Raw genomic sequence first — 23,705 nt, forward strand, 5'->3', positions numbered from 1 at the left:
ATCTATTACAATCATAAAAGATTCTTTAGGAAAAGGCAAGAACTTTTTCTAAATATATGTCGGATTTCGTCCAGCATATATAAAAATATGTCGTATATATACTCTGCGAAACGCAAAGGGACTGTTGCACAAGCGATAGACTCGTGCAACAGTCCCTCCATTATTCATGCCGGCAGGAAGCTTACTTCCCACTGACCGGAACCGAATTTCCTGCTGGTCAGGCCCTTGAAATTCAGGCCACCGGTCTGGCGCAGCTCGGCACCAGCTGGCAATGTCAGCTGGCCGCTGCTGTTCGGCGGTACGGTCATTTTGACAACGATTTCTGTACCCTGCTTTTCCCAGCGGATGGCCGCCTGCCCATAGGGGGTTTCATGGGAAGCGGCCGCAAAGTCCAGATTGCCGCCGGGCTGGGGATGGAAGTTGATCTGCTTATAACCAGGCTCGCCGCCATCGTAGTCCAGGCCGGCAGCATAGCGGTAGAGCCAGTCACCGATGGCCCCATAAGCATAGTGGTTGAAGGAATTCATATCGGGGCTGCAGAAACTGCCATCGGGCCGTTTACCGTCCCAATGCTCCCAAATGGTGGTTGCGCCCTGCTTGACCGGATAGAGCCAGCCGGGGAATTCCTCCCGGCGCAAAAGCCTCCAGGCCGCCTCAGCCTGGCCATTTTCCGACAAAGCAGTACACAGGCAAGGGGTACCCATGAAGCCCGTCATCAGATGGCCGTCCTTTTCCAGAAGCTCTGCCAGTTCTGCCGCCAGCTGCTCCCGGTATTCGACCGGTGCCAGCTTATAGGCCAGCACCATGGCATAGGCGGACTGCGTCTGCACCTGCATCTTCCCGGCCGGCAGATAATTTTCCAGGAAACGCTGACGCAATTTAGTAAATTTGCCGCTATAGATTTGGGCATCCTGATTATGCTTCAGGATTTTTGCCGTGCAGGCCATGATTTCCATGGATACCAGATGGTAGACCGAGCAAGTGAACGGCGTAGGGGTTGCGCCCAAGGGGGTCTTGCCATCACCATCCAGCGCCAGCCAGTCACCGAACTGCATCTTGTAACTGAACCGTCCGGCTTCATCAAGATGCGCATCCATAAAGGCCACCCATTTTTTCATGGATACATACTGCCTGCGCAGGATATCCAGATTGCCAGTAGCCAGATAGAGATTCCACGGCACGATGGTGGCGGCATCCGCCCAGCCGGAAGCGCCATCCATGCCCATATGGTCAATCATATCCTGCGAAGCCACAGGCGTCAGCACATCCGGCACCACATGGGGGATCGCACCGTTTTCAGCCTGTTCCGCCTCCAAATCCATCAGCCATTTTTGGAAAAACGCATGGGTATTCATCAGGAAGTTTGCCGTCCCGCTGAAGATCTCCGCATCGCCCGTCCAGCCCAGTCGTTCATCTCGCTGCGGGCAATCCGTGGGCACATCGAGGAAATTGCCCTTGAGCCCCCAGAGGATATTATGCTGAAGCTGGTTGAGCAGCTTGTCCGAACACTTGAAAGTCCCGGCCTGCGGCATATCCGAATGGAGCACCTGCGCCGTGAAATCCTCGGCCCTTGCATCCGCGGGCCATGCTTCGAGCCAGGCATATTGGAAGCCCTGATAGGTGAAATGCGGGGTAAACACTTCCTCCTCATCCGTGCCCTTGGTATAGGTGATGGTTTCCTTTGCTTCCCGCAGGTTTTCCAGATAGACATTGCCGTCCCTATCCAGCACCTCGAAGCAATGTAGCTTTACCTGCGTTCCTTTTGGCCCTCTGACCTTGAACTGCACCCAGCCCGACATATTCTGGCCAAAGTCCAGCACCCGCTCGCCCTTGGGCGTGGTGAGGAAAGCCCTTACCGGCAAGTTTTCCTGCCTGCGGATGGGGGAAGCCGTCTGCGGGCACAGATTGCCCAGCGGATAAGGAATGGTCATGACCTTCTGCCAAGCCGCGGCATCAAAGCCCGGCTGATTCCATCCACACTGTTCATGGCGGGCATCATAATTTTCCCCGCCATAGATCTCCGCAAATTCCACGGGGCTGTCTGAACCCTGCCAGCTTTCATCCGTAGCAAAGACTTCCTCTGTGCCATCGGTGTAACGCACATGCAGTTCGCCGCAGAACGCGGTCTGCTCCCCATAGAGATTGCGGACATGATGAAAGGTCAACATGCCCTTGTACCAGCCAGCCCCCAGATGAGCGCCGAGCACATTCTCACCGGAGCGCAAAAGTTCCGTCACCTCATAAGTCTGATAGCTCAGGCGCTTCTGGTAAGCCGTCCAGCCTGGTGTGAGCTCATCCCGCCCCACCCGCTGGCCATTGATGAAGAACTGATAAAGGCCTAAAGCCGTGGTATAGACAACAGCATGAGCTACCTCTTTCGCCAGGCGGATTTCCTTGCGCAGGTATGTGCCTTTGGAATTTTCTTTATCCGCAGGCGTTTCCGCCGAAATGAATTTTCCCTGCCACTTTCCTTCGACATTACCGCTGAGAAAGCTTACCGGCGCCGACCAGTCACACCAGACATTCCCGGCTGCAGCCCGCACCCGCACATGATAACGCCGGGCCGTGACGAGCTTCACCTGTGGCCGGATACCGCTCGACTGCGTGCCCGCAGTCTCCCCGCTGTCATAGATCAAATCCGTGAACGCCGCATCTGCCGCTATCTGTATATGAAAGGCACTCTGCCGGAAATTCCGCTCTTCCGTCTCAAACTGCCAGCTCAGCACGGGGCAGCGCAAAACGCCATTTGCCTCTTCCATATAATCCAGCAAAATCTTCCTGATGGTAAACATGATGTTTCCTCCCCGCATCGTTATTGTTCTTGCGTCATGGGTATTGTAACACGAAAAAAGCCCCGTTTCACGGGGCTCAAGGCGGTTGCCAAAGAGATGTCGGAAGGAACTAAAAATATACCGGCATCTTTGCACGCCTGCTGTAATAACGCTTCCCAATTTCCCTGTTGTTTATGAAACATTGCTTCAAGATGATTTCCCTGTATTGTGGGAGAAAAACGGCTATGCTATATTATAGCCAAGGTAAGACGAGTAAAATACAATAGGGTGTAAACAATCGGCGGGTTATCCATAGGTGTAAGATGAAAGCTATGAGGTAAGTGAAATGGAACATTTATTGGAAGCGCAAGTATTGGACTTGCAGGAACATGGTATTCGCTTATATGGCAATCTGGCAGAGTTTTATCACTGGCTTGGTTCCCAACGCATGTCACGCGTGCTGAAGGAGAAAATGCAGACGGCTGTGGATGACAATCTGACCACACGCAGTGATTTTGTGGATAAATTCGGTGTAATGGTTCATCATAAGCTTAATATCCGGGTTCCCCAGCCTTGGGATAAGCTGTTCATGATGAGGCTGACCGGTCAGGCACCTCAGGATGAACAGGAAAAAGACCGCCTGCATCATGCAGCCCTTGGCTACTGGCTCAGCTATGAACAGATGGCTGCTGACCTCTACCGCAGCCTTTATGCCAGGAGCAAGAACAGCTGGCATAAAGAACTGATGCATCAGGCATTGCTGGAAGTGGAGCGCATCAAAAATTCCTTCCCCCAAAACAAATGCGCTATGGCCAGTTGATGATGCGGTAAAATTCATGATCATACATAAAGGGCCTGCCGCGCACAACCGTGCGGCAGGCCTCTATTGGAGTACGAACCACAGGCGGCTTCATCGCTAAGATGAAGCCGCCTGTGTCTTCTCATTTCTGCAGCTCTCCATCGTACACTAATTTTGTCCGCTCATCGAACAACACCCACAGGATTTCATCAAACGCCCCCGGGTATTGTTCAACCATCTTTCGAACCGTCTGTATGGCGGTCATCGCCGCCTGTTGCACCGGGTAGGAATACACACCTGTGGAGATGGACGGAAAGGCCACCGTACGGATTCCATGCTCTATGGCCAGCTTTAAGGAATGCCTGTAGCATCCGGCAAGCAGGTCTTCCTCGCCCTGCCTGCCGCCATGCCATACCGGGCCCACCGTATGGATAACATAACGGCAAGGCAGTTTATAGGCCTTGGTGATCTTGGCCTGCCCCGTTTTGCAGCCATGCAGCGTCCGGCACTCTGCCAGGAGTTCCGGCCCTGCTGCCCGGTGAATGGCCCCGTCCACGCCACCGCCACCTAGCAGGCTTTCATTGGCTGCATTTACAATGGCATCGGCATAATGTTTGGCAGTGATATCGCCTAACTCCGTTCTGATTATTGTCATCTTGCACCTCCGCTTTTCCTAACCGCCTCACTCAGCACCTTGCCTATCGGTTCCCGTATGACTAGATTTGCAGACCTATCTGCCTTGGTGGCAGTCTTATTGATGACCACCAGATTGTCGCCACGAAAATAATCCAGTAATCCCGCCGCCGGATATACGGCCAGCGAAGTGCCACCCACAATCAGCGTATCGGCCTTACGAATGGCCTGCACAGCTTTTTCGATTACCAGTTCGTTGAGTGCTTCTTCATATAGGACGACATCCGGCCGCACTATACCGCCGCATTCTTTGCAAACAGGTACAGGCTTATTTTGCAGAGCATATTCCAATGTATATTGCCTGCCACATTCCATGCAATGCCAGCGCATGAGTGAACCATGCAATTCGCACACATTTTCGCTGCCGGCAGCTTGATGAAGGCCGTCTATGTTTTGGGTAACCACTGCCAGCAGTTTTCCGCTGTTTTCCAATTCAGCCAAAGCCAGATGCCCTGCGTTGGGTTTGGCCTCAAGGAATATCATCTTGGCAAAGAGGAACGCAAAGAACTCCTGCGGATGGTCAAGCAGGAAAGTATGGGACACCATCTCCTCCGGACTGAACTTCCGATCAAGTTTCTGATTGTATATACCGTCAGCACTGCGAAAATCTGGTATTCCTGACTCCGTAGACATTCCCGCACCGCCGAAGAATACGATAGCGGAACTGTCGGCAATAATTCCTGCCAACTCATCAATCCTGCTCATTGCCTGGCACCTCCATCCTCTTCCGGCTTTCGCCGGCCTTCGTTCTGAGAATTTTGCTACAATTATTATACATCACTACATGACAATTCTCTACCACCAAAGAAAAGGACTGCCTAGCAAATAACCAAACAGCCCATACCTCTCCATTTATCACTCAGCACCAGTATTTAGTCAACGCTGTAGGTAGTAAAGTTTTTCTTGCAAAAATGCTCAGTTTGCCTTAAAATTAAATAAAAAACAAGTGGGAAATCCCACATCAAAGGAGGAATCGTCATGGACGCATCTGTAGTCGTAGACTATACTGCTCATCTTGATGCCAAGCATCGCTTAACGCTTCGCGGAGCCAGATATGCATATTACCAAGTAAGGGAATATGATAACGGTTGCATTGTCCTTGAACCACGTGAACTGGTAGTTCCAAAAGAAATCTCTAAAAAATCTCTTGCCATGATGGATGAATCCATCCGCAACTACAAAGCTGGCAAGGTTTCTGCGCCAATTGATTTAACGGGGTTCTGACCATGAATTTTGCTATTCGTATGGGAATCCCGGAAATGCTGGAGCTATGGATGGACCTATCTCAAAAGAACGCTGCTGGCACCATATCCAAAAAAGAACTGACCCTCTACACAAAATGGGGAAAAGCCATGCGGCTTCTGTCCCAAGATCCATCCTATCCCAGTCTGCATACACATGATATCGAACCACTCACCAAAAGATACGGTGTCAAGGTATGGCAGTCATATCTGGAAAACAATACCAGTCGCGCCATGCGTATGTATTGGGTATATGGGCCAGACAGGCAAGATATAACCATCATCGGCCTGGAGCCTCATCCAGAAGACAAGAAAAACGGTGCCTATGATAAGGTCACGTTATCCGATATGCCAGTCATGGATGTGTAAGAGGGCGTAAAATTGCATTTGATATACGAAAATCGGCGTAGAATGATAACAGTTCTCATTCTACGCCGATTATTTCTGTGGATAAATTATTTAAATTCAAAGCTAAAATGGTAAATTTTTCAGTGGACTCTCCGAAGACAGCTGCTTGACGGCGGCCTTCTCATCAGGGGCGGTATAGATGGTGCGGAGATCTTTGGCAAAATTTTTCATGTCTTTGTTGGCGACGTATTTCAGCGTATTGCGCACCATGTGGACAATGCAGCGCTGGTGCTCTGTTTTCGGAAATGCTGCAGAAATGGCCTCTTTCAGGCCGGTAAGCCCATCAGAGCAAAGAATAAGGATATCCCCTTACACCACGGTTCTTGAGGCTGTTCAGGACGCCCAGCCAGTATTTGCTGCTCTCATTTTCGCCCACTTCAATCGTAAGGACTTCCTTGCGGCCATCTTCATTTATTCCCATCACGACATAGGCAGCCAATTTGGTAATCATATTGTCATGTCTTACAGAAAAATGGATGGCATCAATGAAAATTATGGGGTAGATACTGGAAAGCGGCCTGCTCTGCCATTCCTCAATCTGAGGCAGAATTTTATCGGTAACATCGGATATGAACCCTTCTGAAGCCTCGAAGCCGTAAATGTCTTCCAAAGTTTCAGAGATCTGTCTGGTGGTCATGCCTTTGGCATACATAGAGATAATTTTCTCGTCAATGGCGGAAATATCCTTCTGCCGCTTCTTGACGACCTGAGGCTGGAAGGATGACTGACGATCCTGTGGGACATCAATCTGAAAGCTGCCATAGCTGCTATTGAGGCTCTTGGTTTTATACCCGTTGCGGGCATTCTCACTATCGGAGCGCTCAGACTTGCTGTAGCCTAGATGCTCATCCATTTCCGTTTCCATCATTTGCTTGATGGTGCCGCCCAGCAAGTCTTTCAGGGCGTCTTGGATATCAGTAGCGCTCTCGATGTTGTACTCTTGGAACAACTGCTGGATGATGGCACGCTTGCCATCGGTCATTTCTACTTTGTGAATCTCTTTTTTCTGTCTTGCCATGATAAAAGGCCTCCTATGATTTGATTATAGTTTATCATAGAAGACCTTATGTTTTCGAGGAAAATTCATTTACAGAGATTTTTTCATACTCTCATCTAAGCATACACTCAGCAAGATATTCTTCTAAATTATCATATAGATTATATTTTTCGCCCATATTGTAGAGATAAACTTTTCCATAAAAGTTAGATATTACCATTCCTTTGTCTATACCCAAATTCTCTATCACATAACAATCTAATGGAAAATCAATGTCTAGTTCTCGCATAGTTAGGGTTATATTGACTACGTTAAGATATCCATGTAAGTGCTTTCCTAAACCAGTCCATTCTGTTCCTTTAAAACTTATTGCTCCATATTTTAACATATATAGCTTATATTCTGGTGAAAATAAAAGATTTAATTTGTTCTGTGCCTGGAAAATATCATCTTCTAAACAGCCACCTATTTGACAAAGGTTTTCTATGGACTCTATCTTATTTATTAAACCCTTCATATTCATTTTCCCTCCATTGCTCTTGTTTCCCAATGTTTAATTCTCTCATTTGCAAATTTTATTCTATCTATTTCCGTTTCCTTTGTCTTATCGTGTAAAATAATATCATTTCCCTTACCACGATGTTCTTTTATTGATAATTCTGCCAAAGGGCTATCGTCCTTTTGACCAATATGATGTAATTCAAGAGGCGTTCCATTATCATCTAATGGTGCCAATCCTATCTTCCCTCTTTCGCGATTAGTTCGACCAAATTGATCAACTTTATTCCAATTAATTTTTTTTACTAAGCATTCTTTACTGTTTACAATCTGTTCTCGTAATTTTGCCCCTTGGTAAATTTTATATTCCAATTCAGAACCTATACTATTTACTATTTTCGATGACCAGCCAGTTGAGGCAATCATAGAGGATTTTGCTTCTTTTGATAAGCCATTTTTAGGGGGCGATTTAATATCATTTGAACCTGTTTTTTTCCCTTCGCCCTTTAATTCCCCTTTACTTCCTCCCCTATTTATAATCTTATCCTCTACTTTTTCGGCGCTTTTGCCAATATCCTTTGTTAAAGTCTCTTCTGTTTTGACAAGAGCTTTTTTTTCACCTTTAGAAAAAATCTTTCCTGCGTTAGAAATTACTTTGCGTTCCAATCTGCTGACTGTCTTACCTACGTTGGATATCATACTGCCCTCAATGTTTAAGAATGGGATAAACATTAAAACAGGCGATATTGCAATTAAGAACACAGTTAAGCCTGTAGATATTAAGATTCTTTTTACAATAGATTCATTACATAACGCTGTCCATATTATGCTAAATATAAATATTATAATTAATATTGCGATGATGGTAATTATAATATCAATTATAACACCACCTAATCCCAATATGCAAATTCCTAAAAATACTATGCCTATTGCAAGTACTTTGAATACTTCATTATATGAAAAATCACAAATTCCCCACCTATATATCCACATATTTCTCTGTTTATATCTGTAATAAGCAGCAATAATAAAAATTAACCCTAATCCGCCAATTAATGGTCCTGTTATTACTTTAATAATTTCTATGCCTGCATCAAATAATTCATCCCAAATTATACAAGAGATAATTTCTCCTATTATTGCAAATATGATTTCCATAAAATCACATCCTTGTAAAATATCTAATCATGATAAATCAAATGTATTTTTAAGCAAATTATCATATAGAATAATTATCGGTTAATTTTATCTAATAAGTATCCTTACATGATAATTTCTATGTGTAGTATTAAGTTTCCTGCTATATAGTACTTTTTCGAGACTTTTACTCAAGATTTATTCCACAATGTTGAGAATGTGCTACTCATCACCTCTGTAAATTTATTACAGAGATTCCCCCCATAACATTACAAGAAATAAGGGCACAAGCCACCTCCAAAGCGTAAAAGCTTGTGCCCTATTATTAAATATTTCTGCTTACATGAAGGATAATGTGAATAAAAAATCGTTAAATGGTGAGGAAAGCCTTTATCCAATGATTGAGCCACTATTAAAATAACTATCTGACTTGGCGGGAGCGTTGTTTTGTATATTTCCCGATAAATTCACTCGATATAATACATTCAATCTATTTCATTATCGGACGATATAACTATAAATTATTTTATGCGTATTAGCCCATTCCTTAATTATATTTCGATATCTTATATCTAGCTTTTGATTGCAATGTCCTAGCGCTTGTGTGATTCTACCCTGCCTTATCTCGATGCACGCAATATACTTATCTTGTTTTTTCATTGCAATTATTAATGATTCTTTTCTTATAATTGCTGAATTATAGCTAGCAACGCAGTTATGAAAAATATTACCCCATTTTCTTAAATCTTTTGTTCCTTTAGGCAATATAAAAGAATAATTTTCCTCGATGGTTTCCAATAATCTATCTTTTGCCCTATATTCATAGGAAACATTTTCGTATTTTACATCCACCCCCATATTAAATCGGTCTACAATATCTGGCCGATTAATAAATAGTTCTTCCACCATAGCATCATGTATTTCTTGTGTTAGTCCTTCGTTAAGAATTTGACGCTGCAATATAGGATTAACAAAATCTTCATTCTCATCTATATGTACTGCTACAAACATTCTCAAAGTATCACTAGCCACATTTGTAAATCCTTCATTGCACCATCTTAATACGCGTGTAGCAATAGCCTTCTCCGAACGATAGCGCAAAAGCCAACGACAATAAATTTGAAAATTAGGCAAATCTTGTCTCCCAGCGCTTCTTACCCTAAACCTTCGTGAGCAACAATCATATTTCATATCTAGTAGTTTATAGGCAAATATTGGTCCTATGTCAAGATTTAGTACAACATAAAATGAGAAATTTTAATTATTTTCAACTTACCAATCGTGATTCTCTAGCAACGCTCGCCTGGTAAAGTTTTTCAAAGTCATCTGGCGAAAGATATCCACAATGGCTGTGAATCCGCTTTGTATTATAAAATGCTTCAATATACTCAAAAATTAGGCTGTGAGCATGATTAAAATCCCTGATTCTAAAGCGGTTCAACCATTCACGCTTTATCAATGCGTGAAATGACTCGATACAGGCATTATCCCATGGATAAGCTTTCTTGGAATAGCTCCGCTGCATTCGTGCGGTGGCCTTCTTATATTCTTTAGCTACGTATTGGCTGCCTCGGTCTGAGTGGATAATCAGTGGTAAATCGAGGTTGCGGCGTAATTTCGATTTTTGAATTGTTTCCGTTACGCAGCTTACTTCTAAGCTGTCAGAAAGCGTCCATGCGATGATTTTGCGAGAGTACAAGTCCATAATGCTGGTCAAGTATACAAATCCGTCAATTGTCCATACATAAGTGATGTCTGAACACCAAACCGCATTAGGCCGTTCCGGATTAAATTGTTCATCCAAGATGTTCTGCAGACTGTCACTGAAGTCTGGAAATCCTCCGTATATCTTGAATTTATGCATGATATAGTGGTAGGCAGAAAGGCCTCCTATAATTTCATAAGAAAGAGCTTGGCAATCGTGAGGCAATCCTTTTCTTATTGACTCTACCTTTTTCAATACGCCCTAATATACCCAATATTCACGAATCTTATAAGGCCAGCCAATCTTATTCATGCCATAAGCAAATACCTTATCGCTCGGCGAAACGACGGTATCATGGCTTTGATCCATGGTATTGGTCTGATAGCGCCACATGTCAGTCTGGAATTTACTGTAATTCCATGTGATGACTTCCTTTAACCGGCCATTTTTTACCATTTTGGTAGATATCGAGAACCAGCGTCCGGTCGAACTTGTGCCGTATGAGAGCGTATCATCCATAACATAGACATCGATACCTTCAGCATCCCAGTGAGCTACCCATACGTCTGCGGCTTCGGCCTGTTTTCCGTAGATTGCCGCTGTAATTCCTATCATCAATACGACTATGTAAACTGCGATTTTGAAGTTTTTCACACTGAACGCCTCCCCCATATAATTCGTCTCATAGTTTTAGGTAGTAGTTCGTTGCGCCTGCTTGCTTTTCCTGCAGTCCAGCACCGAAAAACAGCAGCCATCCGAAGACAGCTGCTGTTCATACCTATATTCAGTTCAAAAACCACTTCATTCCAGGAAGAATACTTGCTGCATCTTTGGCTGGGCGCCGGTTTCCGGGTCCATTTCCATCACCATGACATCCTGCATGTATTCATTCCATTTGTCCACCACGGCACTTTGGGCCTGATACTGTTCGGCATAGCTTACGCCTTTGTCACATTCAAAGTAACCGAAGAGTTCGTTCCCCGTGTTCCAAATGGTGTAATTGCTTATACCAGCGTCTTTGAGCACCTGCTTCAGTTCCGGCCAGAGATTATCGTGGCGTTTTTTGTATTCGGCCAGCATCCCGTCCTTGACGGTTGCTTTCCAGGCAAAGCGTTCCATGAAACTGCCACCTTTCTTTATTTGTGCGCCATAACATGGTCAGCGGCTTCCGGCTCTACCAGCCAGCCATTTTCGTCGATTTCATCGCCATAGCGGTCGCGGGTGATTTCGTCGAGCGTCTTGCCCCGGTCATCGCCACCCCAGATGGTACCGGCCAGCCAGCTGACTACGCAGAAACCAATCATCAGCACGGCGGCAATCTGGAAGCCCAAGGCCTCCATGATCAGGGGAACGGCAAAGCCCCAGATTGCGGCAGAAAATCTTGTGACAAAGAAGGTAAAGCCCTGTGCCGTGGCGCGATAGCGCACGGGGAAGAGTTCGGAGCTCCAAAGCTGATAGAACTGCTGCTGCATGGAGAAGCCCCATACGATGGTGAAGAAGAAGAGCATCCAGGTCTGGAGCATTTCACCGGGCAGCGCCCAGACGAACCAGCTGATAACACCCAGCCCGGAGAAGATGGCATATACCTTGCGGCGGTTGAATTTATCCGCCGTGTACATAAAGATGATCGTCGTCACGATGCAGACGGCAAAGTTCAGCGCCGTCATGCCGAGGGCCATGGAGTTGCTGAGGTTGCCTACATGCTCATAGACATAAGGCATGAAGAAACCATTGGTGCTGGCGGCCAGATTCCAGAAGGCGTATACGCAGACACAGAGAGCGACGGTCTTGAAGCTCGTGCCACGCAGGATATCAGCATAGCGGACTTTTTTCTGCTTGATGCCCTTGGCCGCCATCTCTTCTTCCTGCTTCTTGGCTGCGGCCCATTCCGTGGATTCCGGCATCTTAAGGCGCTGATACCAAATCCAGGCGGCTACTACAATGAGGTGGGCGAAAATCAGACGGTTGCCCAGCAGCCCAAACATCTCGTTCATGGGAATGGAAGCGGCAAACACTACCACAGGGCCAAGCATCCACGCAATCTGCGCCGAGCCGCAGTGTTTCGCCCGATTCCTTGAAGGCGCTTCTTCGGCGATAAAGGTCCAGGAAGCGACCACATCCGCGCCGACCATTAAGCCGACAATGACATAGCCTAAGAGGAACATGGGGTAGTTGGTAGCCAGACAGATGATGGCCACACCGATCATGTAGATGAGCAGTGCCCAGTTATAAACGAATTTGCGGCCATACTTATCGCAGATTTTGCCGCCAATCAGTGCACCGATAGCTGCACCGCCGGTATTGGAGGAGAGTGCGGCCAAAAGCCCCATCTGCACACTGCTCATGCCCAGATAATCCTGCCACATGGTCAGCCCCGAAGCCCCGGCCACAATGGATCCGGCATCAATGTAGCTGATAAGACCGGCAATCAAGGTCTTTTTCCAGGCAGACATGTTGTAATCGAGTTTTACGTCAAACACTTCTTACCCTTCCTTTCGCCGTTTGCTATGCAATTAGCAAACCTTTAAAAATTAAGATAATTTCATCTATTGTTATGGCAGAAGCATTGCTTCCGCCACGACAACCTTAATCCAAAAGCGCCTCATTCAGGTCAATATGGAATTCCTTGGCCAAATCTAGGAAGTTCTCCCTGGTGATGGTTTGTTTCTTGCCCCCCATGGAGCGGACTTTGACGCAGATTTCGGCAGCTTTTTCCACCGTATCCATCAGGCCGAAGGCCTCGTCGAAATCATCGCCGCAGACAAAGAGTCCATGATGGGCCCAGACGACGACACGATATTTTTCCATGAGTTTCGTGGAGGCATCGGCAATGGCCTTGCCACCAGGTACCATCCAGGGGACTACGCCCAGCCCTTCGGGGAAGATAACGGGGTCTTCCGTCGCCATTTCCCAGAGCTCCCGAGTAAACTCCTTGTCATTTAAGGGCAGGACGAAGGTCAGGGCAATCAGATTGGTGGGATGGGCATGGTAAATCACCCGGTTCCTGCCTGCGGTAAGTCTTTTCTTCAGTTCGTGATTGCCCAGATGGGTGGGCAGTTCGCTGGTGGGACGGCCGCCATCGGTCAGGCCCCAGACGATGCCATAGTTTTCGCCCTTGTCGTCCACAAGAATGACCGCGATATTCTTCTCTGGGCACAGCTCTACATTGCGCATATACTTGCCGCTGCCCGTGACCAGGAAATATTCCCCGGCCAATTCCGGCACGCTATTGCCGATAGGCAGCCACTCATCCACCTGATGCAGCGAGTTCTTAACTTCAGCAATCTCCTCTGCGGGGATGCGATAGGTGAGGTTTCCCCCATTGCGTTCATGCCAGCCTTTTCTGAATGCATCCGCGGTCAGACGGATAAAGCCCTCCATAAATTTTGCGTCTTTGATATCCATGAAAAACAACTCCCTATTCACACGCGCTTTGCCTGCACGTTTCGTTCATATTCTTCCACCTGACGGAACCACTCGCCATCCTGGGGTGCATCATTGCGGCTGCAGAACTCTGCCCAGACATCGGCCATGGGCAGAAGTTTCAGTTCCTCCCGCAGAACCATCAATTTGCTGAAGTTCCCCTTATCCTGCAAAGCCTTGAGTTCCTCCACCGGTTGCAGCATCGCATAGAGCAGGGCCTTCTGGAAATTGCGGTAACCCACCGTCCAGGCTGCCACACGGTTAATGGAGGCATCGAAGTAATCCAGGGCCATCTTGACCTTGCCATCGAGGCCATCGCAGCGCACAATTTCCCGGGCGATTTCACGCGTCTCATCGTCAAAGAGCACCACATGGTCGCTGTCCCAGCGCACCGGACGGGTTACATGCAGGGCGATTTCATCGAAGAAGGTCAGCAGGGCCGGAATCTTGTCGCTGACCACTTCCGTGGGATGATAATGGCCGTTATCCATCAGCGGAATGCACTTATCCTTGTTCATGGCCGCATAGGTCAGGGCAAATTCCCCGCTGCCCGCCGTATAGGATTCCACGCCGATGCCAAAGACCTTGCTTTCCACGCAGGGTTTCACCTTTTGGAAATCAAAGGGCTCAACGAGAATCGCATCAATGCTTTCCTTGTAGCGCTTGCGGGGGCCAAGACGATCACCGGGAATATCCTTGAAACCGTCACCGGTCCAGATATTCATCACGCAGGGCTGACCAAGTTCCTCCGCCAAATAGGAACTGATGCGGATGGAGGCTTTACCATGGTCAATCCAGAATTTGCGAGTTTCCTCATTGGGCGAAGACAAGGTCAGCGGGTCGCATTTAGGATGGGAGAAAAAGGTCGGGTTAAAGTCACAGCCCAGCCCCCTCTCCTTGCAGAATTCCACCCACTTGGCAAAATGTTTCGGCTCCAGCTTATCCCGATCCACCCACTCGCCCTCTTCAAAGATGGCATAATTGGCATGCAGATTCATCTTAGGCTTGCCCGGCACGAGGCTGATGACCTTGTCGATATCCGCCATCAACTCCTGCGGATTCCGCGCCCGACCCGGGTAATTCCCCGTAGTCTGAATCCCGCCGGTCAACGGTTTATTCGGGTCCGTATCAAACCCGCGCACATCATCCCCCTGCCAGCAATGCAGGGAAATGCTGACCTCCTTCAGCTTCGCCAGCACCTTCTCCACATCAATCCCCAAAGCAGCATATTTTTTCACAGCTTCCTCAAAACGAGACATCACAATACCCCCAACATCACAATACGAACTTTCCTTCAACGGCCTTCACATCAAAGGACTTAGCAACCACTTGCCGCGCTTCATTCAAATCAGCGAAGCATTTGTCTTTGAGCATCTGCGCCATCATATTCCCCAGCGCCGTAGCCTCCACAGGCCCGGCGAACACCTCTTTGCCCGTTTCCGCAGCCAGCAGTGCATTCAGGAATTTATCCTGACAGCCGCCACCAACTACATGGATCCGCGTATATTTCCTGCCCGTAACCGCTTCGATTTCCGCCACGGTCTGCGCATAACAGCGGGCCAGGCTCATATACACACAGTAGAGCAGTTCGCCTTCCGTTTCCGGCACTTCCTGGCCGGTTCTCCGGCAGTACTCCTTGATCGCTTCCGTCATGCTGTCCGGTGCCAAAAAGGATTCATCATTCACATTGACCACCGACGTGAAGTACCTGCCAATATAGGCCAGCTGGTAAAGCTCCTCGAAGGTGTATTTATGCCGGAACTCCCGCCGCAGGGACTGCATCATCCACATGCCCATGATGTTTTTCAGATAGCGGTAGCGGTAATGATAGCCGCCTTCGTTGGTGAAGTTATGTTCCCGGCTCTTTTCCGTACAATCCGGAATCAGCCGTTCTATGCCCATCAGCGACCAGGTGCCGGAGCTCAGGAAAATCGCATCATCGGATGTCGTGGGCACCGCCATCACGGCAGAGCCGGTATCATGGGTAGCTGGCAGGATGACTTCCGTCTGGAAACCAACTTCTGTGGCCATCTTTGCCGAAAGCATCCCGACCACATCTTTAGGCATATGCAGCTTGCCAAAGATCTTCGCAGGAATCCCTAGCTTTTCTAACAGCTCATAATCCCAGTCCTGGCTTTCTGCGTTGACGAGCTGGCTGGTCGTGGCATTGGTATACTCGTTGACCATCTGACCGGTCAACAGGTAATTCAGATACTCCGGAATCATCAGGAAATGCTCCGCCTGCTCCAAGAGTTCCGGTTGGCTCTTTTTTATGGCCATCAGCTGATAGATGGAATTAAAGAGCTGCTTCTGGATGCCGTTGCGGCTGTATAACTCGCTCTCCCCGATAACGCGGTAGACTTCCTCATCCATCCCGCGGGTTCGGCTGTCGCGATAAGCCACCGTATCCCCTAACAGATTCCCCTCTTTATCGAGCAGGACAAAATCAACGCCCCAGGTATCGATGGCCAGACTTGCCGGAATACGGTTTAACTTCTTACATTCTTTAAGTCCCGCTGTCACTTCTCTAAAAAGATGCTCGATATCCCAGCAAAGATGACCGTCACGTTTTATGAGCTTATTTTCAAAGCGGTAGATTTCCTCAATGCGGATCTTGCCGTTCTCCAGCCAGCCCAGGATATGCCGGCCGCTGGAAGCACCAATGTCAATGGCCAGATAATATTTCCGCTGTGCCACATTACCAACTCCCCTATACAAAACATTACCACTTACAACCGTCAATGTTGTTTCTTCTGTTTTGTTTTGGCTTATTTTTGCTTACAGGCTTATAATACAACACAATAACAGAAAAATCAATAGCAAAAGCAGATATTTTTATGTGTTTTTCTGTTTTTATCTTTGTTTTCTTGCTTTTTTATCTTTGTTTCAGTATAATGTAGTTATAAATAAAGCAATCCGGGGTGATAATCATGTTAGGTATTGAACGACGGCAGTTGATCATGGATAAGATAAAACAGGATAAGAAGGTCTATGTGTCCGAGCTCAGCCAGCTGTTCCAGGTAACCGAAGAAACCGTGCGGCGGGATCTGGAAAAGCTCGAAGGAGACAACCTCCTGCGCCGCAGCTATGGCGGCGCGGTTCTCAACGAACAGAAAGCCAGTGAAGATTTATCCTTCCTTAAACGCAGCACCATCAACAGCGAGACCAAAGAATATATCGCGCAGAAGGCGCAGGACCTGATCAGCGACGGCGATACCATCATGGTGGACTCCAGCACCACCTGCCTGGCCCTCCTGCATCATCTTCAGAAACACAAGGACATCACCATTATCACCAACAGCATACGTCTGGCCTACGATTTTTCCACCGCGCCCTTCCGCATCATCTCTACCGGCGGCTCCCTGCGGGCTAACTCCATGGCCCTCACCGGCTCTGCCACCTGCACGGCGCTCGAACGGTATTATGCCGATATCGCCCTGATCAGCTGCAAAGGCATCCACAAGCAGCTCGGTGTCATGGAATCCAACGAGGAAGAATCCGTGGTCAAACAGATTATGCTGGCACAGGCCAAGAAATCCCTGCTGCTCATCGACAGCTCAAAATTCGATAAAACCGCCTTTGTCAAGACCTGCGAGCTATCCGCCATCGATACGCTGGTAACGGATAAACGCCCCGAAGACTCGTGGCTGGAAACCCTAACCCAAAAACAGGTTGAACTCATATACTGATAGAACCCCTGTCAGGCAGGAAATCTGCCCGACAGGGGTTCTTTTATGCTTATTTCGTTTTATGTCCCTGCCAGCGCCAGACTGCATAGCTGCCTAGAAATGCCAGCAGGATGCCCGTCAGCACATCCGAGGGATAATGAACGCCCACATACAGGCGGGAAAAAGCCATCAGCAGGGCAAAGGCGAACACGGTATAACGAACTGCTTTTCCCTCTTGTGACCAAAGGAGAATCCAGGCCACGGAAAAGGACGAGACCGTATGGACAGAAGGAAAAGAATAGGAATGCGGCGGCTTAACGAGCGGCACCAATTCTGCCATACTCAGGAACGGCCGGGGACGCATCACCAGATTCTTGATGGTTTCCGCAACGCCAACGCAGATCAGGAAGGATATCCCCGCCACCATGCCGAGCTTACGGGTTTTCGGATAGATAAGCAGGAACAGCAGCAAAACCAGCCAGATAAGCCCCTTGTTCCCCATGGTCGTTACCTCACAGATAATCCCCGTCAGCCAGTCGCAGCGTATATTATCCTGTATAAAAAGCAAAATCATCTGGTCCAAAGCCCTAGAAACCTCCCATAATCGCATCATAATCCTGCCAGTGATTCCAATAGGATCCTGACATTCTCGGTGCTGTACTCGATCTGCTCGGACCAGCGGCGGATTGACTCGTCAAGTTGACCGGTCAACCGATACTGCAAATAGATAAAATCGGTATTCAGCTGTGCATAGGACAGCACCGTCCCCCAGTCATACTGTGTCACATGCTCCAATGCACGATAAAGGATGTACTGATAGATGCGGTCAAAACACTGCGGTACGTCTGCATCGCCTGCCAGCCGTCCCGCACGCAGCTTTGCCAGCTGTGCCGTCCAGGCCTCATCGATGGGCTCCGTCTTTTGCATGCAATCCAGCACAAAGGCGGCATCATCCGCGGTAAGCCCTGTCTGATAGCCCAGGTCCTCATCACTGACCGGCAAAGCTAAACGCTGCAGCACCTCTTGGAACGAGAGCCTCTCTCCGGACTCCGTCCGAAAATGCAGCCACGTTTCCTCCGCCAGCAGCAGCTCACAGCTTTTTTCACAGCTAAGCCCGACACCAGCCAGCTCATAATCGCCCAAGGTCACAAAAAACCGCGGGTGGTTCGTGCAGATATCGCATAGTATGGACTCATCCGCCTCACGGATCAGTTCACAAAGACCGTCCTCACGCAGGAACGGACAGCGGTCATCCGCACGAAGGCGGAACTGCCAGATTCCATCGACCTCGACGATATCCTGCCGGATGGCCTCGCCGAGCGGCCCGGAGAGCTCTCGATATCTTGCTGCTGTTGCGGCATCGATATCGATTTCCCAACCCGCGCAGCAAGTATGCTGACATCTATCGGCCTTGCAGCAGAAATCCTTGTAAAACTCAGGATATATTGTAGTCAAACTCAAATGCTTACCTTCTTTATTTGCCTTTTTTCGCTTCTTCGCGTTGTTTTTTCCGCTGATGATAAAGCTCATGGCGTTTTCTGGCGGCTTCAAAGGCTGCCTTCTCTTCTTCTGTTTCCAGTTCCAACGGCGGCACGGCCATGGGACGGCCATTGCGGTCCAAGGCCACCATCGTGAAATAAGCGGACAGGGCATGCTGCGGTCCCTGTTCGGCTTCCAGCACCTCCACTTCCACATTGACCGCCACTTCCATGGAAGTATGGCCTACATAGATGACCTCGGCGGTACAGGTCACCAAATCACCAATCAATATCGGGGTATGGAATTCCAGCTCATCCACGCGGGCCGTTACCACATTGGAACGGCTATACTTGCGAGCTGCGGCATACGCCGTGGAATCCATCATCTTCATCAGTTCGCCGCCATGAACATTACCACTGGGATTCGTCTGGCTGGGCATCATCACTTCACTCAAATAAATCTTAGTCGACATAAATCCTCCATTACGCTGATAAATAATTTTACTCGATATTGTTGCTAATTATAACATAAATCCACCGGAAAACAAGAACATTTGTGACAGGCAGCAAACATTATGCCCATGGCCGCCGCCAATCGCCGTTCACAGCAAAATGCGCCCAACCGGAAACCATATTGCTATAGTAAACTTGCCTATTTGTAAAAGTTGACGTTAAGTTGACAGACGTTTATAATGAGAGGTGTTTTTGGAAAAACAAGGGGTTCAAAAATGGAAGAAGTATATGTATTAGGCGCTATGCGCACACCGATTGTGGGAAAAAACGGCCTGTTCCGCACCATTAGGCCGGAAGTTTTGGGCGCGGAAGTGATCAAAGCCTTAGCAGCGAAATTTCAGCTGCAGCAGATCGATGGCATCTTCGGGGGCAATGCCGTAGGCACCGGCGGCAATCTCACCCGCCTGATGGGCCTAATGGCAGGACTGCCTGCCTCCGTGCCTGCCTGTACCGTCGATATGCAGTGTGCCTCCGCGGCGGCTGCCTTGTCCCTGGCGTATGCCAAGATTGCCAGCGGCCAGGGTGACCTCTATCTGGCCGGCGGCATGGAAAGTTCCTCCCTGCAGCCGCTGCGCATTTATGCACCTGCAGATGAACGCTATCACCTGACACCCGCGCAGGACGGCCGCTACTATACCGCACAGTTTGCCCCGGAGGACCTGGCACCGGATACCATGCTGCGGGGAGCCGAACAAACAGCCCGGCAGGAGGGCATCACCCGGCAGGAATTGGACGAATGGGCGCTGCGTTCCCATAAACGTGCAGCCCAAGCAGCAGCCCAGGGCAGCCTGCAGGACATCATCGTCCCAATCCAGGGGCAGACAAAGGATGACGGCATCCGGCCGCGGATGAGTGAAAAACTCCTAAGGCGCCTGCCCCTGCTGCTGGGCGAAGGCACTTCCCTTACCGCCGGTAATGCCTGCCTGATCAATGACGGCGCCGCTTTTGCCGTACTAGCAGGCAAAAACTATGTCCGGCAACACAGGCTGAAGCCGCTGGCCAAGATCGTGGGGACCGCCGCTTTGGGCGGCAATCCGGCCGAAAGCCCCCGGGGCGCCATGGCCACTGCCGACAAACTGCTCAATCGCCTGGGCTGGAACTATGAGCAGCTGCAGGCCATTGAATTCAACGAAGCCTTTGCCGTGATTGACGTGCTGTTTGCCCGCCAGCACCCGGACTGCCTTGACCGCTATAACCGCTTCGGCGGGGCACTGGCCTATGGCCATCCCTACGGTGCATCAGGCGGCATCCTGCTGGCGCACCTGCTGAAATCCCTGCAGGCTGCCGGCGGCGGCCGGGGAATCCTCGCCATAGCAGGGGCCGGTGGCATGGGGGAAGCAATTGCATTGGAGTGGATTTCATGAATTATTACGAACTACTGAAAAAATGGGGAAATGTGCAGCCGGAGAAAACGCTGCTGACCGTGGATGAAGAAAACTGGAGCTATGGAGATATGCTGGCGCGGGTAAGCAAACTAAGCCAGGATCTTGCTGCCGGCCTGCTCCCAAGCCTCTACCAGGGCAGTGTCCTGGTAGAGGCCAGCGGAGCGGCCACGCAGATGGCGGCCTTCCTGGCCCTGCAGGCCGTAAAGATCCGCCCTATCCTGCTGCATCACGGCCTGACGCCACAGGAAAAGGCCGCTATCCTGCAGGAAAATCAGCTGCAGGGAATACTTAAAGTCCATCAAGATCTGACCGGTCAATTTGACTGGTCAATATACGCGACGAAACAGGACAGTCCGGTGCATACAGCCGAGGATATCCTGGGCGTGTTGAGTTCCGGTTCCACAGGCGTGCCCAAGGTGATGTATCGGACTTACGCAAGCTGGGCAGGCTTTTTTCCCGTACAGAACGAGATTTTCCATATCCGGCAGGATTCGCGATTGTTTTTCCACGGCAATCTCAGCTTTACGGGCAATCTCAATGCCGTGCTGGGCGTGCTTTACGCAGGGGGGAGCCTGATCACCAGCCGGACGTTCCACTGCCGCCAATGGGAAATCCTGCTGGAACGAAATCGCGCCGATGTGATCTATCTGCTGCCCACCAAGCTGCAACTCCTCACAGCCAGCACCAAGGGCAGCTGGCCATTGGTCAGAACGATCTTCACCGGCTCCCAGATGATGAGCCATTGTCATATCCAGAACGTAAAAGCGGCTTTCCCCCAGGCAGAACTCATCATCTATTATGGCGCCAGCGAGCTCAACTATATCACCTACACCATCTGCAAGGGAGAAAAACGGGACAGCCGCAACCTGGGACGACCTTTTCCGGGCATTGGCCTGAGCGTCCGGGATGGCATCATCTATGTGGATACGCCCTATCATGTCAGCGGGCTGGCCAAACCTTTTACCGTCAGGGATACCGGCTGGCTCAATGAAAAAGGCGAGCTGATTTTCACCGGGCGGCGCGAGGCCTGGATCAATAAAGGCGGCGTAAAGATCAGCATCCAGCATCTGGAAAACGAACTGCAGGAGATAACCGGCATCGAGCAGGCTGCCGTCATCCCCTGTCCGGATGCCCTGCGCGGCAATAATATCGCCGCCTTCTTGGTGAAGGACACGGCGATTGCCGAAAGCACCATACGCCGGGCAATCCGCCAAAACCTGAAGCCGGTGGAAATACCGGAGAAGATCACCTTCCTGACACAACTGCCGCTCAATGACCGGGGCAAGGTTGACCGCCGCCAATTGATTGCCCAATGCCAGCAGAAGTGATAAAATTGACCATATCAAAATAAGCAAGGTAGGTTATAGATATGGCAACCAATGATACACACTGCTTCGCCTGTGGCAAAGCCAATCCCATCGGCCTGAAACTCAACTTCACGCTGCAGGATGGTCAATATGTGGCGGTAAAAAAATTGTCCACAGATTATCAGGGCTACGATGGCATCGTGCATGGCGGCATCCTGACCACCATGATGGATGAGGCCATGGCCGGCTACCTCAACAAGGCCGTCTGCCAGAAAGCCGTCACTGCCCGTCTCGATGTCCGCTACCGAAAGCCCGCTCCCATAGGCGAGGAACTGACCATCAGATGCTGGGAAGACTCCCGCAAGGGCGCTTTCGTCACCATGAAGGCCACCATCTCCCTGACGGATGGAACCATAACGACAGAAGCAACGGGAAAAATGGCCATCGTTCATCCATAACCCAAGCAGACAACACGGCTCTTGGAAAATGTAATTTGCATCTCCTGCCAGCAGGAAAAATGACATAAATGCAGAATAATTACAACAGATAAAATGAAAGGTGGAGATGCTTTAATGCAAACGATAGCTTTGATTGCTCATGACAAGAAAAAGGAGGACATGCTGGATTTTGCCTCCCATCATAAGGAACTGTTGTCCAAATTCCATCTGGTGGCCACCCGCACCACCGGCACCCTGCTTAACGAAAAGCTGGGGCTCAACGTGGAAACCATGATGTCCGGCCCCTTGGGCGGTGACCAGCAGATTGGTGCCCTGGTCGCAACGGAGAAGGTACAATACGTCATCTTCCTGCGCGATCCGCTGACTTCCCAGCCCCACGAACCGGATATCAACGCCCTGCTGCGCCTCTGCGATGTCCACAACATCCCGCTGGCCACCAACCGCAAGAGCGGACATATCCTGCTGGAATACGCCGCTAAGAAACTGGAAAGCAATTCCTAAAAAGAAAACCGCTGACTCGTTTTGAGACAGCGGTTATTTTTTCTCCTCCCAATCAACAGGAGCACGTATGATAGATTCTGAAAGGATACCGTAAATGTGTACTTGTCCATTTAAGTTTTGCCTGTTAGAATTGTATCTAACAACAGTTCGTATCATTTCACGGAAAGGACGATTTTTATGAATCCTATTTTTACCCGCACCAGTATACGCCAGTTTACAGAGCAGCCTGTGGAAGCCAAAAAAATCACCGCACTGCTGAAAGCGGCTATGGCGGCGCCTTCCGCTATGAATCAGCAGCCATGGGAATTCTATGTGGTGACCAATTCGGAAAAACTGCAGGAACTGCGGGCTGGCAGCCCTTACACGGCGCCCCTTGCCAGCGCCCCGGCCGCCATTGTCATCTGCTATCGTGATGACCTGAAAATGCCGGAATACGCCCAGATCGACTGCGCCATCGCTACGGAAAACATCTGGCTGGAAATGGAAAACCAAGGCTTAGGCGGCGTCATGATTGGCATCGCGCCCTTTACAGAGCAGATGGCCGCGGTGGAAAAGGTACTGGATCTGCCAGCCAACCTGCATGCCTTCACCATCATCCCCTTCGGCTATCCTGCCCAGAAGAAGCCGCAGCAGGACCGCTACGACGAAACTCGCATCCATTTCGTGAAATAAGTCCTATATTCCTTTTCTCCCATCAAAAAACGGCCGCCTGCTGTCAGC

The 23,705-nt window shown here is 49.3% G+C and carries 25 protein-coding genes and 1 pseudogene; 9 read left to right on the forward strand and 17 right to left on the reverse strand.

The genetic code is table 11. The annotated features are described in order from the left end of the window. Positions 1–164: 164 nt before the first annotated feature. Complete coding sequence (locus BLQ59_RS02030) at positions 165–2,792, reverse strand: alpha-L-rhamnosidase (RefSeq protein ID WP_074571265.1); 2,628 nt, start codon at positions 2,790–2,792, stop codon at positions 165–167. A 325-nt stretch (positions 2,793–3,117) separates the two neighbouring features. Between BLQ59_RS02030 and BLQ59_RS02035 the strand changes: the two genes are divergently transcribed. Then, positions 3,118–3,591 (forward strand): hypothetical protein, encoded by a 474-nt coding sequence (locus BLQ59_RS02035; RefSeq protein WP_074571266.1) that lies wholly within the window; start codon positions 3,118–3,120, stop codon positions 3,589–3,591. A gap of 121 nt (positions 3,592–3,712) precedes the next feature. On the opposite strand, the gene BLQ59_RS02040 is transcribed toward BLQ59_RS02035, so the two are convergent. Together BLQ59_RS02040 and BLQ59_RS02045 are read right to left on the reverse strand one after the other, a co-directional pair. Then, positions 3,713–4,225: an O-acetyl-ADP-ribose deacetylase gene (locus BLQ59_RS02040; RefSeq protein ID WP_074571267.1), complete on the reverse strand. Its 513-nt coding sequence runs from the start codon at positions 4,223–4,225 to the stop codon at positions 3,713–3,715. Then, a complete protein-coding gene (locus tag BLQ59_RS02045; RefSeq protein WP_074571268.1) occupies positions 4,222–4,968 on the reverse strand; it encodes an NAD-dependent protein deacylase in 747 nt (248 codons plus the stop codon). Before BLQ59_RS02045 ends, BLQ59_RS02040 begins: the two co-directional genes overlap by 4 nt. 273 nt (positions 4,969–5,241) lie before the next feature. On the opposite strand from BLQ59_RS02045, the gene BLQ59_RS02050 reads away from it, so the two are divergent. Both BLQ59_RS02050 and BLQ59_RS02055 read left to right on the forward strand, forming a co-directional pair. Further along, positions 5,242–5,487 (forward strand): hypothetical protein, encoded by a 246-nt coding sequence (locus BLQ59_RS02050; RefSeq protein WP_074571269.1) that lies wholly within the window; start codon positions 5,242–5,244, stop codon positions 5,485–5,487. A gap of 2 nt (positions 5,488–5,489) precedes the next feature. Then, a complete protein-coding gene (locus BLQ59_RS02055; protein WP_074571270.1) occupies positions 5,490–5,873 on the forward strand; it encodes a hypothetical protein in 384 nt (127 codons plus the stop codon). A gap of 138 nt (positions 5,874–6,011) precedes the next feature. Here BLQ59_RS02055 and BLQ59_RS02065 read toward each other — a convergent pair. The 11 genes and pseudogenes from BLQ59_RS02065 to rhaB all read right to left on the reverse strand — a co-directional run. After that, positions 6,012–6,930, reverse strand: a pseudogene (locus BLQ59_RS02065) (IS256 family transposase); the annotation flags it as partial. Positions 6,931–7,021: 91 nt separating this feature from the next. Next, the gene (locus tag BLQ59_RS02070) at positions 7,022–7,426 is read right to left on the reverse strand and encodes an SMI1/KNR4 family protein (RefSeq protein ID WP_176756695.1); all 405 of its coding nucleotides are present in this window, start codon (positions 7,424–7,426) and stop codon (positions 7,022–7,024) included. 2 nt (positions 7,427–7,428) lie between these two features. Beyond that, positions 7,429–8,568 (reverse strand): HNH/ENDO VII family nuclease, encoded by a 1,140-nt coding sequence (locus BLQ59_RS02075; RefSeq protein ID WP_074571273.1) that lies wholly within the window; start codon positions 8,566–8,568, stop codon positions 7,429–7,431. A 477-nt stretch (positions 8,569–9,045) separates the two neighbouring features. After that, complete coding sequence (locus BLQ59_RS02080; RefSeq protein WP_074571274.1) at positions 9,046–9,558, reverse strand: PcfJ domain-containing protein; 513 nt, start codon at positions 9,556–9,558, stop codon at positions 9,046–9,048. 256 nt (positions 9,559–9,814) lie between these two features. Then, a complete protein-coding gene (locus BLQ59_RS02085; RefSeq protein WP_218122852.1) occupies positions 9,815–10,507 on the reverse strand; it encodes an IS3 family transposase in 693 nt (230 codons plus the stop codon). Between the two features lie 6 nt (positions 10,508–10,513). Beyond that, positions 10,514–10,867 (reverse strand): hypothetical protein, encoded by a 354-nt coding sequence (locus BLQ59_RS02090; protein ID WP_074571356.1) that lies wholly within the window; start codon positions 10,865–10,867, stop codon positions 10,514–10,516. Positions 10,868–11,053: 186 nt separating this feature from the next. Next, positions 11,054–11,371 carry an L-rhamnose mutarotase gene (locus BLQ59_RS02095; RefSeq protein WP_074571275.1) on the reverse strand — a complete coding sequence of 106 codons (318 nt, stop codon included), beginning with the start codon at positions 11,369–11,371 and terminating at the stop codon, positions 11,054–11,056. A gap of 17 nt (positions 11,372–11,388) precedes the next feature. Next, positions 11,389–12,732: an MFS transporter gene (locus tag BLQ59_RS02100; protein ID WP_143005251.1), complete on the reverse strand. Its 1,344-nt coding sequence runs from the start codon at positions 12,730–12,732 to the stop codon at positions 11,389–11,391. Positions 12,733–12,838: 106 nt separating this feature from the next. After that, entirely contained in the window at positions 12,839–13,657 is an 819-nt protein-coding gene (gene rhaD, locus BLQ59_RS02105) for a rhamnulose-1-phosphate aldolase (RefSeq protein ID WP_074571276.1), read from the reverse strand. Positions 13,658–13,674: 17 nt separating this feature from the next. Continuing rightward, positions 13,675–14,934 carry an L-rhamnose isomerase gene (locus BLQ59_RS02110; protein ID WP_074571277.1) on the reverse strand — a complete coding sequence of 420 codons (1,260 nt, stop codon included), beginning with the start codon at positions 14,932–14,934 and terminating at the stop codon, positions 13,675–13,677. Positions 14,935–14,950: 16 nt separating this feature from the next. Next, the gene (gene rhaB, locus BLQ59_RS02115; protein ID WP_074571278.1) at positions 14,951–16,372 is read right to left on the reverse strand and encodes a rhamnulokinase; all 1,422 of its coding nucleotides are present in this window, start codon (positions 16,370–16,372) and stop codon (positions 14,951–14,953) included. A 233-nt stretch (positions 16,373–16,605) separates the two neighbouring features. On the opposite strand from rhaB, the gene BLQ59_RS02120 reads away from it, so the two are divergent. Continuing rightward, entirely contained in the window at positions 16,606–17,364 is a 759-nt protein-coding gene (locus BLQ59_RS02120) for a DeoR/GlpR family DNA-binding transcription regulator (protein WP_074571279.1), read from the forward strand. A 49-nt stretch (positions 17,365–17,413) separates the two neighbouring features. Here the strand turns inward: BLQ59_RS02120 and BLQ59_RS02125 are convergent, their stop codons facing one another. The 3 genes from BLQ59_RS02125 to BLQ59_RS02135 are packed head-to-tail and all read right to left on the reverse strand — an operon-like array spanning position 17,414 to position 19,294. Continuing rightward, on the reverse strand, positions 17,414–17,917 hold the full coding sequence (locus BLQ59_RS02125) for a phosphatase PAP2 family protein (RefSeq protein ID WP_256324585.1): 504 nt from the start codon (positions 17,915–17,917) through the stop codon (positions 17,414–17,416). A 35-nt stretch (positions 17,918–17,952) separates the two neighbouring features. Further along, entirely contained in the window at positions 17,953–18,804 is an 852-nt protein-coding gene (gene fliB, locus BLQ59_RS02130; RefSeq protein ID WP_081342407.1) for a flagellin lysine-N-methylase, read from the reverse strand. Positions 18,805–18,817: 13 nt separating this feature from the next. Then, on the reverse strand, positions 18,818–19,294 hold the full coding sequence (locus BLQ59_RS02135) for an acyl-CoA thioesterase (protein ID WP_074571281.1): 477 nt from the start codon (positions 19,292–19,294) through the stop codon (positions 18,818–18,820). Positions 19,295–19,549: 255 nt separating this feature from the next. On the opposite strand from BLQ59_RS02135, the gene BLQ59_RS02140 reads away from it, so the two are divergent. From BLQ59_RS02140 to BLQ59_RS02160, 5 genes are all read left to right on the forward strand, one after another. Next, positions 19,550–20,698: an acetyl-CoA C-acyltransferase gene (locus BLQ59_RS02140; RefSeq protein WP_074571282.1), complete on the forward strand. Its 1,149-nt coding sequence runs from the start codon at positions 19,550–19,552 to the stop codon at positions 20,696–20,698. Next, complete coding sequence (locus tag BLQ59_RS02145; RefSeq protein WP_074571283.1) at positions 20,695–22,047, forward strand: AMP-binding protein; 1,353 nt, start codon at positions 20,695–20,697, stop codon at positions 22,045–22,047. Before BLQ59_RS02140 ends, BLQ59_RS02145 begins: the two co-directional genes overlap by 4 nt. Positions 22,048–22,088: 41 nt before the next feature. Further along, positions 22,089–22,484: a PaaI family thioesterase gene (locus BLQ59_RS02150; RefSeq protein WP_074571284.1), complete on the forward strand. Its 396-nt coding sequence runs from the start codon at positions 22,089–22,091 to the stop codon at positions 22,482–22,484. Positions 22,485–22,598: 114 nt separating this feature from the next. Continuing rightward, entirely contained in the window at positions 22,599–22,985 is a 387-nt protein-coding gene (locus BLQ59_RS02155; protein WP_074571285.1) for a methylglyoxal synthase, read from the forward strand. Between the two features lie 177 nt (positions 22,986–23,162). Next, positions 23,163–23,657 (forward strand): nitroreductase family protein, encoded by a 495-nt coding sequence (locus BLQ59_RS02160; protein ID WP_074571286.1) that lies wholly within the window; start codon positions 23,163–23,165, stop codon positions 23,655–23,657. Positions 23,658–23,705 lie beyond the last annotated feature (48 nt).

Origin of the sequence: Pseudoselenomonas ruminantium (genome assembly GCF_900104055.1) — a bacterium.
GTDB lineage: Bacteria > Bacillota > Negativicutes > Selenomonadales > Selenomonadaceae > Selenomonas_A > Selenomonas_A ruminantium_C.